The 13,691-nt window shown below is 70.9% G+C and carries 11 protein-coding genes and 1 pseudogene; 7 read left to right on the top strand and 5 right to left on the bottom strand.

The window, feature by feature from the left end; genetic code table 11:
- Positions 1–6: 6 nt before the first annotated feature.
- Entirely contained in the window at positions 7–195 is a 189-nt protein-coding gene (locus P2L57_RS37460) for a ribbon-helix-helix protein, CopG family (RefSeq protein WP_275822573.1), read from the bottom strand.
- A 198-nt stretch (positions 196–393) separates the two neighbouring features.
- On the opposite strand from P2L57_RS37460, the gene P2L57_RS37455 reads away from it, so the two are divergent.
- The 3 genes from P2L57_RS37455 (at position 394) to thpR (ending at position 3,084) form a co-directional block, all read left to right on the top strand.
- Entirely contained in the window at positions 394–771 is a 378-nt protein-coding gene (locus tag P2L57_RS37455) for a MarR family winged helix-turn-helix transcriptional regulator (protein WP_275822622.1), read from the top strand.
- A gap of 48 nt (positions 772–819) precedes the next feature.
- Positions 820–2,133, top strand: coding sequence for an MFS transporter (locus tag P2L57_RS37450; RefSeq protein ID WP_275822571.1), 1,314 nt, complete (start codon positions 820–822; stop codon positions 2,131–2,133).
- A 384-nt stretch (positions 2,134–2,517) separates the two neighbouring features.
- Positions 2,518–3,084, top strand: a complete 567-nt coding sequence (thpR, locus tag P2L57_RS37445; protein WP_275822569.1) for an RNA 2',3'-cyclic phosphodiesterase — start codon at positions 2,518–2,520, stop codon at positions 3,082–3,084.
- A 176-nt stretch (positions 3,085–3,260) separates the two neighbouring features.
- Here thpR and P2L57_RS37440 read toward each other — a convergent pair.
- A pseudogene (locus tag P2L57_RS37440) lies at positions 3,261–3,557 on the bottom strand (aldo/keto reductase); the annotation flags it as partial.
- 124 nt (positions 3,558–3,681) lie between these two features.
- Positions 3,682–4,800 (bottom strand): phosphoserine transaminase, encoded by a 1,119-nt coding sequence (serC, locus tag P2L57_RS37435; protein WP_275822567.1) that lies wholly within the window; start codon positions 4,798–4,800, stop codon positions 3,682–3,684.
- Between the two features lie 136 nt (positions 4,801–4,936).
- Between serC and P2L57_RS37430 the strand changes: the two genes are divergently transcribed.
- Entirely contained in the window at positions 4,937–7,741 is a 2,805-nt protein-coding gene (locus P2L57_RS37430) for an FAD-binding and (Fe-S)-binding domain-containing protein (protein ID WP_275822565.1), read from the top strand.
- A 262-nt stretch (positions 7,742–8,003) separates the two neighbouring features.
- Here the strand turns inward: P2L57_RS37430 and P2L57_RS37425 are convergent, their stop codons facing one another.
- A complete protein-coding gene (locus P2L57_RS37425; RefSeq protein ID WP_275822563.1) occupies positions 8,004–9,104 on the bottom strand; it encodes a citrate synthase 2 in 1,101 nt (366 codons plus the stop codon).
- Between the two features lie 337 nt (positions 9,105–9,441).
- Here P2L57_RS37425 and pdxH point away from each other — a divergent pair, with 337 nt between their 5' ends.
- Together pdxH and P2L57_RS37415 are read left to right on the top strand one after the other, a co-directional pair.
- A complete protein-coding gene (gene pdxH / locus P2L57_RS37420; protein WP_275822620.1) occupies positions 9,442–10,065 on the top strand; it encodes a pyridoxamine 5'-phosphate oxidase in 624 nt (207 codons plus the stop codon).
- Positions 10,066–10,419: 354 nt separating this feature from the next.
- A complete protein-coding gene (locus P2L57_RS37415; RefSeq protein WP_275822561.1) occupies positions 10,420–11,742 on the top strand; it encodes a PAS domain-containing protein in 1,323 nt (440 codons plus the stop codon).
- 22 nt (positions 11,743–11,764) lie between these two features.
- On the opposite strand, the gene P2L57_RS37410 is transcribed toward P2L57_RS37415, so the two are convergent.
- Positions 11,765–12,520 carry an SIS domain-containing protein gene (locus P2L57_RS37410; protein ID WP_275822559.1) on the bottom strand — a complete coding sequence of 252 codons (756 nt, stop codon included), beginning with the start codon at positions 12,518–12,520 and terminating at the stop codon, positions 11,765–11,767.
- Between the two features lie 139 nt (positions 12,521–12,659).
- On the opposite strand from P2L57_RS37410, the gene P2L57_RS37405 reads away from it, so the two are divergent.
- The gene (locus P2L57_RS37405) at positions 12,660–13,355 is read left to right on the top strand and encodes an iron-dependent transcriptional repressor DtxR (protein WP_275822556.1); all 696 of its coding nucleotides are present in this window, start codon (positions 12,660–12,662) and stop codon (positions 13,353–13,355) included.
- Positions 13,356–13,691: the final 336 nt, after the last annotated feature.

Here is a 13,691-nt window from a genome sequence, read left to right as displayed (position 1 = left end):
GAGGGGCTAGCCGGCGTAGAAGCGCTGGGTCCTGTCCACCGAGGCCTTGAATCTCTCGTCGAAGTCCTCGCGCATGAGCGTCCGGACGACATAGTCCTGGACGCTCATTCCGCGTTTGGCGGCATGATCGCCGATCCGTTCCAGCAGTTCCGTGTCTATGCGCACACTGAGCACTTTCGATCCACGCGGTCCCATACACCTACCGTCGCGTTCTGCCGTCGCACAGTGCCGCTCTTTTCGAGGGGAAGTCACTCGTACGGGTGAGTTCGCACACAGCCGCGTTTGATGGCGACCCCGGGTTTCGTTAGGGTAGGTAATGAGATAACCTAAAGAACTGTGACCAAACTGTCCGAGGATGACCTCGCAGCGGTGAGCTCCCTGCGATCGGCCGTGATGCGGCTGTCGCGCAGGCTGCGCCATCAGAGAGTGGACGAGTCGCTCAGTCCGACCGAGATGTCCGTACTGGGCACGCTGGCCCGCTGCGGCTCCGCCACCCCTGGCGAACTGGCCCGCAAGGAGCACGTGCAGCCGCCGTCCATGACCCGCATCGTGGCCATGTTGGAGGGCAAGGGTCTGGTCCGCCGGGAGCCGCATCCGGAGGACCGCCGCCAGGTCGTGGTCAGCCAGACCGAACAGGCCGAAGCCATGCTCGCGGAGAGCCGCCGCAAGCGGAACGTATGGCTCGCGCAGCTTGCCGAAGGGCTCACCGACGAGGAGTGGGCAACGCTGCGGGACGCGGCGCCGGTACTGGAGAAGCTGGCGCACCTGTAGACAGCGGGCACATCTTTCAGCCGTCACCAAGCAGAGAAGAGGCCCCCCTTGAGTTCGGCCCCCGGAGCAGAAGCCGCACCCGGATCGAACCCCACCATCACGACTACCACCCGGCCGACCGCGCCGGCCGGCCTCACGGCGTCGGCGAAGCGGCACATGTTCAGCTCGCTGCGCAATCGCAACTACCGGCTGTTCTTCACCGGCGCCATGGTGTCCAACACCGGCACGTGGATGTCCCGTATCGCCCAGGACTGGCTGGTGCTCAGCATCACCGGCTCCTCGACGGCGGTCGGCATCACCACCGCACTCCAGTTCCTGCCGATGCTGCTGTTCGGGCTGTACGGGGGCGTCATCGCCGACCGCTACCCGAAGCGCAAACTCCTGCTGGTCTCCCAGGCCTCGATGGGGCTGCTCGGTCTCGTCCTGGCCGTGCTGACGCTCAGCGGCCATGTACAGGTCTGGCATGTCTACGCCATCGCGTTCCTGCTCGGTGTGGTGACCGTGGTCGACAACCCGACGCGGCAGTCCTTCGTCGTCGAGATGGTCGGTCCGAAGGACGTGCGCAACGCCGTCAGCCTCAACTCCGCCAACTTCCAGACCGCGCGGCTGATCGGCCCGGCCGTCGCCGGTGTGCTGATCACCGCGGTCGGCAGCGGCTGGGCGTTCCTGATCAACGGACTGTCCTTCGGCGCCCCGCTCATCGGCCTGCTGCTGATGCGCCAGGAGGAACTCCACCAGGTGGAGCCCACCCCGCGGGGCAAGGGCCAACTACGGGAGGGACTGCGCTATGTGGCATCCCGGCCCGAACTGATCTGGCCGATCGTCCTGGTCGGCTTCATCGGCACCTTCGGCTTCAACTTCCCGATCTGGCTGTCGGCGTTCGCGCACGGCGTCTTCCACGCCGGTGCGAGCACGTACGGACTGTTCAACACCGCGATGGCCGTCGGCTCGGTGGCCGGTGCGCTGCTGGCCGCACGGCGTACGGCCACCCGCCTGCGGATGCTGGTGGGCGCGGCGGTGGTCTTCGGGGCGCTGGAGATGGTGGCCGCGCTGTCGCCGTCGATGTACCTGTTGGCCGCGCTGCTGGTGGTGATCGGAGTGTTCGGCATCACGATCAACACCACCGCGAACTCCACCGTCCAGCTCGCCACGGATCCCGCGATGCGGGGCCGGGTCATGAGCCTGTTCATGATGGTCTTCGTCGGCGGCACCCCGCTGGGCGGCCCCGTGGTCGGCTGGGCCACCGACACGTACGGCGCCCGGGTGGGCTTCCTGACAGGCGGCCTGGTCTCAGCGGCCGCGGCCGCCGCGGTCGGCCTGGCGATCCACTGGACCGCAAGACGCACCCAGGCAACCACGTAGCGCCTTCGGGACTACCCCCGAAGGCGCAGCCTTGGGGTCCACCCCCACCCGGCCGCGGCCGTGGCACCCCCACCCGGCCGCGGCCTCCCGCCCAGCCGCGGCCTTCGGATCGCCCCGCTCCACCGAAGCGCGGTCTTCAAACTCCCCCCACCCGGCCGCGGCGCGGAAGACGGCAAAAGGGGGTGTGCCGGGGTGTCCCCGCGGCGACCCCAGGACGCAACAGTGCCTGTGGGGTCAACCTGGAGTGAGGAGACACCCCGGCACACCCCCGACCCCGAACCGGCCGAGCGCAACGGCAAGATCACCGGCAACGGGTGGGCGGGTGGGCAAAACCCCAGAAACGCCAGCGCAAGCGCCCCGCAGGCAGAAGGAACCCCCCGCCCCATGAGACTCTTCGTGGCCCTCTGGCCCTCATCCCAAGCGCTGCGCGACCTCTCCCGCGCCGAGCACAAGCTTCGCTCGGCCCCCGGTGCGGACCGCCTCCGCTGGGCCGGGGACACCGGCCATCACCTCACCCTGGCGTTCCTCGGCGAGGTCCCCGAGGAGACCATCCCGGAGCTGATCGCACGCCTGGAGCGCGCGGCCCGCCGCCACAAGCCGATGTCCCTGCGGCTGTCGGGCGGCGGCCGGTTCGGTGACCGCACGCTGTGGGTGGGAGTCGAGGGCGACGTGGCCCCGCTCGGGCGGCTGGCCGACTCCGTCGCCGCGGGTGCCCGCAGAACCGGTATCGAGATGGAGGACCGCGCGTTCCGCCCGCATCTGACGCTGGCCCGCGCTCGCCCGCACCGGCACACCCCGCTGCGCCCGTACACCGAACTGCTGACGGACTTCACCAGCCGGGAGTGGACGGCGGACCACATCGACCTTGTCGAGAGCCATCCCCCCGAGCCGGGCACGCCGGGCGCGCAACCCCGTTACGAGACCGTGCGGCGCTGGCCGCTGGGCCACTGACCCCCGGCCCGGGACAGCGTCCCGGGCCGGTTAGTCTCGATACGTGGATCCCAAGACCCGTACCCGAGTGATGACCGCGGCCATGGTGCTGCTCCTGGCCGTCGTGGTGGTGGCCGCCGCGGTCCGCTGAGCGCACGCCACCGCCGTCCGCTTGGCGCCCGCCGACTACCACGCGAACGCCTCCGGCCGGCGTCCGCGGTGCGCCGGATGTTGAGCGCGGAGAGCCTGCCGTTGTTCGGCCACTCGGCCATGTCCCCGTAGACCTTGGTGGCCAGTACGGTCTTCTCCCGGCGGCCGCCGCCCTTGGCGAACCAGCAGCCGATGATCTCCCCGGTGCGGCCCCTGTTCTCAGCCCATCCGTAGACGTCGGCGGTGTCGAAGAAGTCCAGCCCCGCGGCGTGCGCCGCGTCCATGATGGCGTGGCTGTCGGCCTCCTCGGTCACCTGGCCGAAGTTCACGGTGCCCAGCACCAGTCAGGAGACCTTCAGGCCGGTGCGTCCGAGCTGCGGGTAGTCCGTGAACCACAAGCCGAGCCGTTGGAGCGCACTCGGAGCAAGGGGTGGCGGGGCCCCCGCCCCGCCACCCGCAACACGCCTGCTACAGCCGCTCGATGACGTAGTCGACGCACGCGGTGAGCGCCTCGACGTCCGCCGGGTCGATGGCCGGGAACATCGCGACGCGCAGCTGGTTGCGGCCCAGCTTGCGGTACGGCTCGGTGTCGACGATTCCGTTGGCGCGCAGCGCCTTCGCGATCGCCGAGGCGTCGATGGAGTCCGCGAAGTCGATCGTGCCGATGACCTGCGAGCGCTGCGCCGGGTCGGCGACGAACGGGGTGGCGTGGTCGGACTTCTCGGCCCAGTTGTACAGCCGGGCGGAGGAGTCGTTGGTCCGGTTGACGGCCCAGGTCAGACCGCCCTGGCCGTTGATCCACTTCAGCTGCTCGTTGAGCAGGAACAGCGTGGCGAGCGCCGGGGTGTTGTACGTCTGGTTCTTCGCCGAGTTGTCGATGGCGGTCGGCAGGTCGAAGAAGGCCGGGATGTGGCGGCCTGACGCGGCGATCTCGGCGGCGCGCTCCAGCGCGGCCGGGGAGAACACCGAGAGCCACAGGCCGCCGTCGGCCGCGAACGACTTCTGCGGGGCGAAGTAGTAGACGTCCGTCTCGGCGATGTCGACCGGCAGTCCGCCCGCACCGGAGGTGGCGTCCACCAGGACCAGCGAACCGGTGTCGGCGCCCGCGACCCGCTTGATCGGCATCGCGACACCGGTCGAGGTCTCGTTGTGGGTGTAGGCGTAGACGTCCACCCCGGCCTCGGCTGCGGGAGCCGGATGCGTACCGGGCTCGGACGAGATGACGGTCGGCTCCTCCAGCCACGGCGCGAGCTTCGCGGCCTTGGCGAACTTCGAGGAGAACTCACCGAAGGACAGGTGCTGCGACTTGGACCTGATCAGGCCGTGCGTCGCGATGTCCCAGAAGGCGGTGGAGCCACCGTTGCCGAGCACCACCTGGTAGCCCTCGGGGAGCGAGAACAATCCGGCGATGCCCTCGCGCACCTCGCCGACGAGGTTCTTGACCGGCGCCTGGCGGTGGGAGGTACCGAGCAGGGAGGTTCCGGTGGCCGCCAGGGCGTCGAGCGCCTCCGTACGCACCTTGGACGGGCCCGCGCCGAAACGACCGTCGGCGGGCTTGATGTCTGCGGGAATCTGGATCTCAGCCACGAGCCGAAGCGTAATCCGAAACGACACCCTCCCGACCCCCGTTCCACCGGATGAGACACCGAGCGGGTCCGGGGCTCGCCGCAGAAAACTTCCCTCTCCCGTGATCAACCCGCTGATCACGGGCACGCTAAGGAACATGACTCTGCTGCGCGCCCTCGAAGAAGCCGTACGCGGGGAGGTCGCGTTCGACGCGGGGAGTCGGGCGCTGACGACGATGGACGCCTCCAACTACCGCCGGGTGCCGCTCGGGGTCGTCGCACCGCGGGACGCCGACGACGTGGCGGCGGCGCTCGCCGTCTGCCGGGAGCACGGTGTGCCCGTGGTGCCGCGCGGCGGTGGAACGTCGATCGCCGGGAACGCGACCGGGACCGGCGTGGTGCTGGACTTCATCCGGTACATGAACCGTGTCGAGGCCATCGATCCGGCGGCGCGCACCGCCGTCGTACAGCCCGGAGTGGTCCTCGACGACCTGCGGCGGCAGGCGGCGCCGCACGGCCTGACCTTCGGCCCCGATCCGTCGACGCACAGCCGCTGCACGCTCGGCGGCATGATCGGCAACAACTCCTGCGGCGCGCACTCGGTGGCCTGGGGAACCACGGCCGACAACGTGCGCACACTGGACGTCCAGACGTACGGCGGCCAGCGGTTGCGGCTGGCCCAGGGGACCGACGGGCTTCCCGCTGGCCTCCGGGACGGGATCGGCGAGCTGACGGCAGCCCATCTCGCCTTGCTGCGCACCGGATTTCCGGATCTTCCGCGCCGCATCTCCGGTTACGCCCTCGACCAACTCCTGCCCGAGAAGGGCGTGGCCCTGGCGCGCGCCTTCACCGGCAGCGAGGGCACGCTCGGGGTGCTCACCTCGGCCACCGTACGGCTGGTGCCGGTACCCGCCGTACGCGCACTGGCGGTGCTCGGCTACCCCGACGAGAGCGCGGCGGCGGAGGCGGCGCCCGGGCTGCTGCCGCTGCACCCGTTGACGGTGGAGGGCATGTCCGCCGAGGTGGCGGCCGGCGCGGCGGCGATGCTGCCGGGTGGCGGAGCGTGGCTGTTCGTGGAGGTCGGCGGGGATTCGACGGCCGAAGTGCGGTCCGTGGCCGACGGGTTGTGCCGGACCGCGCTGCGCGACGGAGCCGTCGACAGCGCCGTCGTCACAGAACCGGGCGGCCAGCGCACACTGTGGCGGTTGCGTGAGGACGCCGCGGGTCTGGCGACCCGGCTGCCGGACGGCAGCGAGGCCTGGCCGGGCTGGGAGGACTGCGCGGTGCCGCCGGTCCGGCTGGGCGCGTATCTACGGGACTTCCGCGCCCTGCTCGCCCAGCACGAGCTGCGCGGCGCGCCGTACGGGCACTTCGGCGAAGGCTGCATCCATGTCCGCATCGACTTCGACCTGTTGAGCGAGGCGGGCGTCGCGCGCTTCCGGCGGTTCTCCGAGGACCTGGCGCGGCTCGTCGTCGCGCACGGCGGTTCGCTGTCCGGTGAGCACGGCGACGGACTGGCGCGTTCCGAACTGCTGCCGGTGATGTACGGGGACGAACTGGTGCGGCTGTTCCGGCGCTTCAAGGATCTGTGGGATCCGGCGGGCGGAATGAACCCGGGCGTCCTGGCGCGTCCGGCACGGCTGGACGAGAACCTGCGCTTCGAGGCGCTGCCGAAGCGCCCGGTCGACGTCGAGTTCGGCTATCCGCACGACGGCGGTGACTTCTCGGCGGCGGTGCGGCGGTGTGTGGGTGTGGCCAAATGCCGTGGCACGGAGGCGGTTTCGGGCGCGGTGATGTGCCCGTCGTTCCGGGCCACCGGCGAGGAGCAGCACTCCACCCGGGGCCGGGCCCGGCTGCTGCACGAGATGCTGGCGGGCGAGGTGGTGACCGACGGCTGGCGCTCGCCGGAGGTGCGGGAGGCGCTCGACCTGTGCCTGTCGTGCAAGGGATGCCGCTCGGACTGCCCGGTCGGCGTCGACATGGCCACGTACAAGGCGGAGTTCCTGCACCACCACTACGCGGGACGGCCCCGCCCGGCCGCCCACTACTCCATGGGCTGGCTGCCGGTCTGGCTCCGCGCCACCGCCGCGCTGCGCGTTGCGCCGCTGCTGAACGCCGCGGCCGGAACGCCGCTTTCGGCCGTGGCGAGGCGGATCGGGGGCATAGCCCCGGAACGCGACATTCCGCAACTGGCCCGCGAACCCTTCACCCGCTGGTGGCGCGAGCACCGGCGCCGGGGCGGCGGCGGTAGCCGGGGCCAGGGACATACCGTCGTCCTGTTCCCCGACACCTTCACCAACTACCTCAACCCGCAGACCGGTTCGGCCGCCGTCCGGGTGCTGGAGGCGGCGGGACTGCGGGTCGTACTGCCGCCGGAACCGGTGTGCTGCGGGCTGACCTGGGTGTCCACCGGCCAGCTCGACCGCGCGCGCACGGTCATGCGCCGCACTCTGGACACACTGCGGCCCGCGCTGGACGCCGGGCTGCCCATCGTCGGCCTCGAACCGAGCTGTACGGCGACGCTGCGCACGGATCTGCCAGAGTTGCTGGGGTCCGGCGACGCACCGCGGCTGGCCGCGTCAACCAGGACGTTCGCCCAGGCGCTGGAGGAGTACGCACCCGACTGGACCCCACCGCGCCTGGACCGTCCGGTGGTCGGCCAGACACACTGCCACCAGCACGCGGTGCTCGGTGACGCCGCCGAGCGGCGGCTGCGCGGCAAGGCGGGGCTCACCGGCGAGCTGTCCGGCGGCTGTTGCGGCCTCGCCGGGAACTTCGGTTTCGAGCGCGGCCACTACGAGGTCTCGGCGGCCTGCGCGAACGAGCAACTGCTCCCCTCCGTACGCAACGCACCCGACGACGCGCTGGTCCTCGCGGACGGCTTCTCCTGCCGCACCCAGCTCGCCCAACTGGCCGGAGTACGCGCCCAACACCTGGCGGAGATCCTGGCAAGCGGCCTGTGACCACCATGGTGGCCGGCGATAGGAGCAAGCCCCAACACCCCCGCGCCCGCGGCCGGACGCTTGGGGACCGGACGCTTGGGGACCGGACGCTTGGGGACCGGACGCTTGGGGACAGGTCCCAACAGAAACTCGCCGCCACGGCCGGGGGTTTGGGGGCTTGCCCCCAAGAAATCCCCGCCGCGATGGCGAGCAGCCACCGACGGCGCGGACCGGCGGTGCCGAACCAACCGCACCCCAACCGAAATCCGCGCCGGACCAAACGTCAGTGCACGGCCTCCCCGAACCCCTCCACCTCGCGCGGGCTGCGCGGCCCAGGCCCCACGTACCGCGCGGACGGCCGCACCAGACGGCCGGTCCGCTTCTGCTCAAGAATGTGCGCACTCCACCCCGCGGTGCGAGCGCAGGTGAACATCGACGTGAACATGTGCGCCGGAACTTCGGCGAAGTCCAGCATGATCGCTGCCCAGAACTCCACGTTGGTGGCGAGCACACGGTCCGGGCGGCGGCTGTGCAGCTCCTCCAGCGCCGCCTTCTCCAGCGCCTCGGCGACCTCGTAGCGCGGCGCGCCCAACTCCTTGGCGGTGCGGCGCAGCACGCGGGCGCGCGGGTCCTCCGCGCGGTACACGCGGTGGCCGAAGCCCATCAGGCGCTCGCCCTTGTCGAGGGCCTTCTTCACATAGGAGACCGCGTCACCGGTGCGTTCGATCTCCTCGATCATGCCGAGCACCCGGGACGGCGCCCCGCCGTGCAGTGGCCCGGACATCGCGCCCACCGCGCCGGACAGTGCGGCGGCCACATCCGCACCGGTGGAGGCGATGACCCGGGCGGTGAACGTCGAGGCGTTCATGCCGTGCTCGGCAGCCGACGTCCAGTACGCGTCCACGGCCTTGACGTGCCGGGGGTCCGGCTCGCCGCGCCAGCGGATCATGAAGCGCTCGACGACGGTCTGCGCCTTGTCGATCTCCCGCTGCGGCACCATCGGCAGCCCCTGCCCGCGCGCCGACTGCGCCACGTAGGACAGCGCCATGACCGCCGCCCGCGCCAGGTCGTCGCGGGCCCGCTCGGCACTGATGTCGAGCAGCGGTTTCAGACCCCACACCGGTGCGAGCATCGCCAGCGCGGACTGCACGTCGACGCGGATGTCACCAGAGTGCACCGGGATCGGGAACGGCTCGGCCGGCGGCAGACCGGGGTTGAAGCTGCCGTCCACCAGCAGGCCCCAGACGTTTCCGAAGGACACGCTGCCGACCAGGTCCTCGATGTCGACGCCCCGGTAGCGCAGGGAGCCGCCTTCCTTGTCGGGTTCCGCGATCTCCGTTTCGAACGCGACGACTCCCTCAAGTCCGGGTACGAAGTCGGACATCAGGCGGCTCCTCATGATGTGGTCGACGAGTGGCTGGTGACACCTCGGTCATGCCCTGCTCGGGTGGTGGTTCACCCTGCCGAGGAGGAACGCAGCAAGGTATCTGTTGGTGTCGAGAGGTCACAGCGGTCCAGGGGCGATTCTGTCGGTTTCACTACGTGACCGGAAGCGTGACGTGCGGCACACTGCGTTACTTGGTCGGGTGGCCGTTCGCCGGACCTGTCCCAAGCTGCCCCGGCGTGCGATGTCACCCGCCCGGGTGAGCCTGGCCACGGCCGCGCACTGGCCGCCTTCCGTGCTGCAAGATGTGCGGGTGCCCCACCCCGACCCCGCCACCATGCGGAAGCAGTACCGTGCCGCTGGTCTCGACGTGCCCGAGCTCGCCCCGTGCCCGTACGAGCAGTTCGCCCGTTGGTTCGCCGACGCCGCGAGCAGCGGTCTTCCCGAGCCGAACGCGATGGTCGTCTCGACGGCCGACGCCTCGGGGCGCCCCAGCTCGCGGACCGTACTGCTGAAGAGCTACGACACCAGCGGCTTCGTCTTCTTCACCAACTACAGCTCGCGCAAGGGCGGCGATCTGGCGGAGAACCCTTACGCCTCACTGCTCTTCCCCTGGCACCCGATCGCCCGGCAGGTGATCATCTGCGGCCCGGTGACCAAGGTGGCGCGTGAGGAGACGGTCGCCTACTTCCGCAGCCGTCCGCACGGCTCCCAGCTCGGCGCGTGGGCGAGCGATCAGTCCGCGCCGGTCGGGTCGCGTGCCGAACTGGAGCGGCGGTACGCGGAGCTGGCCGACCGGTATCCGGAGAGCGAGCGGGTCCCGGCGCCGCCGTTCTGGGGCGGTTACCGGGTCGACGCGGAACGGGTGGAGTTCTGGCAGGGCCGGGAGAACCGGCTGCACGACCGGCTGGTGTACGTGCGTGAGGGGGAGGGCTGGCGGATCGACCGCCTGTGCCCATAGGCCGGTAGAAGCCTGTGCTCATAGGCCGGCAGAAGCCCGTGTCCATAGGCCGGCAGCAGGAAGCGGACATGCAGCGACCCGCGGGCTGCCGCCTGGAGGAACCTCCAGGACCGGACCGGACGAATTCCGGTAGCCCGCGGGTCGGGTGACTGCATTGGATTAGGCCCGCGACGCACATCTCGCAGGCGAGGTGCGCGGCGTCAGCCGGCAGTCACCTCACGCGTCCGATAAGCAATCATTCTTCGGACCACCTCCTCTCCGTGTACCGCCAGCGTAAGAACGCCGCAGCCGAGGCACAACTGATTTTCCCGAACGTCGTGTGGGTTGCGTCACAGGGGGGTTGAATGGGGAGATGTGCAGCCTTCCGACGCCCACGCGAAGCCGCTGAGCGGCGGCGACGAGCAGCTTCTCGCCGCCCTCCTCGAAAGCATGGACGCCGCTCTGTGCGCCTTCGACCAGGACGGCCTGGTCACCCACTGGAACACAGAGGCGGCCCGCATCCTCGGCTGGAGCGCCGATGACGCCGTCGGCCGCCGCGGGCTCGCGGGCTGGGCGGTGCGCAGCGCCGACGCCGACGAACTGATGGCCCGGCTGCTCGGCGTGATGAAGGGGCCGGGTCGTCAGGTCCATGAGTTCGCCCTGCTGACCAAAGACGGCCATCGCGTCCTGGTGCGCGCCCAGACGGCGGCCGTCACCGCGCCCGACGGACAGCCGGTCGGGGTGTACTGCGCCTTCTCCGAGGTGCATGCGCAGATCGATCTGGAACGGTCCATCGCGCTCAGCGACGCACTGTTCCAAGAGGCATCCTGGGGCGTGGTGTTGATAGACGCCGACCTGCGCCCCGCCGTCGTCAACAGCTGCGCCGCACGGGCCCTGCGCACCGGCCGGGAGGCGCTGCTCGGCCGCCCGCTCGCCGAAGTGCTGGGCCAGGGCGTCGAGGAGCTGGAGAACGCGCTGCACCATGTGCTCTCCGAGGGCGCGCCGACCGCACCGCTCGATCTGTGGGTGACCCTGCGCGGCGAGGGCGAGGGTGCGCAGCGGTACTGCTGGCGCAGCGGCTTCGTACGTCTTGGCTCACCGCTCGGCGAGGAGCCGGTGCCGCTCGGCGTCGGCTGGCTCTTCGAGGACATCACCGACACCAAGGCCGCCGAGCAGGAGGCGTCGCAGCTGCGGTTCCGCACCAACCAGCTGCGTCGGGCGGCGAACGCGGGCGCCGAGTGCGAGGACCCGATGGAGGCGGCCACCGGCTATCTGGACTACGCGCTCGCGGGCTTCGCCGACGACGGCCTGATCGACGTGATGGGCGCCGGCGGCAAGCTGGTACGGGCGGCCGGGACGCCGGGCGGTCCCGGGCCGTGCCTGCCGGTGGCGTCCGGCGGTATCCCGGTGCCGTACGAGGAGGGCCATCCGGCGCTGCAGTCGGTCGAACGGCTCGGCTCGGTGCGGGCCGCGGACCTCTCGCCGGAGCAGGCCGCACTCCGCAGATGGCCGGAGGGGACGATGTACGGCCTGTGTTCGGTGCTGCGCAGCCGGGGGCGGACGCTGGGCGTGGTGACGTTCCTGCGCGGTGCGGGGCGGCGGCCGTTCGACCGCGCGGACGCGGCGTACGCGGAGGACGTGGCGGCCCGGGTCGCGGCGGCACTGGACATGGCGGCGCTGCTGAACCGGCGCCGGTAGGCGCCCTGGCGGGCGGGGTCGGTCAGCGGCGGTAGAAGATCCGGTCGCCGTACTCGGCCAGGATCCGCGCGTTCCACTCGTGCCCGCCGTCCACGTTGCCGGACCGTAGCAGCGGCGGGGTGACTCCCCGTTCGGCCAGCGCACCGACCGCGGTGGCCACCACGGCCTGCAGCACGGCGCTGGTGACGACGGTGGACGCCGGACCGAACGGGGCCGCAACGCCCTCGTACGTCAGCTCCGCGTCGCCGACCGCGATCTTGTTGTCGATCACCACGTCGCAGTGGTCCTTCAGATACGTGCCGGAGGAGTGCCGCGACTTCGTCTGCTCCGGGTAGGCCAGCGAGGTGACGCCGATGACCTTCAGGCCCAGCGCACGGGCGTTCAGCGCCATTTCGACCGGCAACGCGTTGCGGCCGGACAAAGAGATGACGATCAGCACGTCGCCCGGTTCGGCGGGGCTGGTGTCCAGTACGGCCGCGGCGAGCCCGCCGACCCGCTCCAGCGCGCTGCCGAGGGTGGCGGGCATGACGTCCACGCCGATGACGCCGGGCACCGCGAGCAGGTTGATCAGGGCCAGTCCGCCCGCCCGGTAGACCACGTCCTGCGCCGGGAGCGAGGAGTGACCCGCGCCGAACACGAAGATCCGGGCGTCGCCCTCGACCGCTTCGGCGATCAGCCGTCCCGCTTCGGCGATGCTCTCGGCGTCCTCGTCGCGTACTCGGCGCAGCAGGTCGATGGCAGCGTCGAGGTACCGACCGGCGAGATCGTCAGCCGCCATGTCGCCGTCCTCCGCTCATAGGTCGCCGATCACGGTGGATCCTGTCGGCATGGGCTGTCAACACCGAATGGGCGGCGTTGTCGGTGGCATGCGTCAGAATTGGCAGCAGGGCCACCGCACGAGCTATTGAGGGGCACGTATGTCGGGACACCTCATCGACACGACGGAGATGTACCTCCGCACCATCCTGGAGCTGGAAGAGGAGGGTGTGGTCCCCATGCGCGCCCGTATCGCCGAGCGGCTGGACCAGAGCGGTCCGACGGTCAGCCAGACGGTGGCGCGAATGGAGCGGGACGGCCTGGTGCAGGTCGCGGGCGACCGGCACCTGGAGCTGACCGAGGAGGGTCGGCAGCTCGCGACCCGCGTGATGCGCAAGCACCGGCTCGCCGAGTGCCTGCTGGTCGACGTCATCGGCCTGGAATGGGAGCAGGTGCACGCGGAGGCCTGCCGCTGGGAGCACGTGATGAGCGAGGCGGTGGAGCGGCGGGTGCTTGAGCTGCTGCGGCACCCCACCGAGTCGCCGTACGGGAACCCGATCCCCGGCCTGGAGGAACTGGGCGAGAAGGCGGAGGCCGACCCGTTCCTGGACGAGGGCACGGTCAGCCTGGTCGACCTGGATCCCGGCGCCGACGGGAAGACCGTGGTGGTGCGGCGGATCGGCGAGCCGATCCAGACCGACGCCCAGTTGATGTACACGCTGCGGCGCGCCGGTGTGCAGCCGGGCGCGGTGGTCAGCGTCACCGAGTCTCCCGGCGGGATTCTGGTCGGCTCCGGCGGCGAGGCGGCCGAGCTGAGCCAGGACGTGGCGAGCCACGTCTTCGTCGCCAAACGGTAGCGCTCCCGCTTGGCGGTTCCGGGTGAGGAGACTTCCCTCCCCCCGTTACCGGCAATCGCATCGTGCCGTTGCGCTCGGCCGCGCGGGGGTCGGGGGCGGGCTGCGAACCCCGAAGGGGGAGCCGGAAAAAGCAATCGCACCCCCTGCCCACTCTTCTGGGCACCCGCCGCAGCGCGGCGAACAACCTAAGGGGGCGGGCCGGAGTGTCCCCGCAGCGACCCCGCGACGCACCGCGACTGTGCACTGATAACTGGAGTGAGGAGACACCCCGGCACGTCCCCGACCCACAGGCGGCCGAGCGCGACGGCGCCCAAAAGGTGGCGGCAACGGGTGGGT

Source organism: Streptantibioticus ferralitis (assembly GCF_029223525.1).
GTDB lineage: Bacteria > Actinomycetota > Actinomycetes > Streptomycetales > Streptomycetaceae > Streptantibioticus_A > Streptantibioticus_A ferralitis.
This window is presented reverse-complemented; position numbering and strand designations above follow the sequence as displayed.

What these genes read in the sequence shown, in the direction of transcription:
- P2L57_RS37460 (WP_275822573.1), bottom strand. Translation starts at nt 195, where the DNA reads ATGGGACCGCGTGGATCGAAAGTGCTCAGTGTGCGCATAGACACGGAA.
- P2L57_RS37455 (WP_275822622.1), top strand. Translation starts at nt 394, where the DNA reads ATGCGGCTGTCGCGCAGGCTGCGCCATCAGAGAGTGGACGAGTCGCTC.
- thpR (WP_275822569.1), top strand. Translation starts at nt 2,518, where the DNA reads ATGAGACTCTTCGTGGCCCTCTGGCCCTCATCCCAAGCGCTGCGCGAC.
- P2L57_RS37430 (WP_275822565.1), top strand. Translation starts at nt 4,937, where the DNA reads ATGACTCTGCTGCGCGCCCTCGAAGAAGCCGTACGCGGGGAGGTCGCG.
- P2L57_RS37425 (WP_275822563.1), bottom strand. Translation starts at nt 9,104, where the DNA reads ATGTCCGACTTCGTACCCGGACTTGAGGGAGTCGTCGCGTTCGAAACG.
- pdxH (WP_275822620.1), top strand. Translation starts at nt 9,442, where the DNA reads ATGCGGAAGCAGTACCGTGCCGCTGGTCTCGACGTGCCCGAGCTCGCC.
- P2L57_RS37410 (WP_275822559.1), bottom strand. Translation starts at nt 12,520, where the DNA reads ATGGCGGCTGACGATCTCGCCGGTCGGTACCTCGACGCTGCCATCGAC.
- P2L57_RS37405 (WP_275822556.1), top strand. Translation starts at nt 12,660, where the DNA reads ATGTCGGGACACCTCATCGACACGACGGAGATGTACCTCCGCACCATC.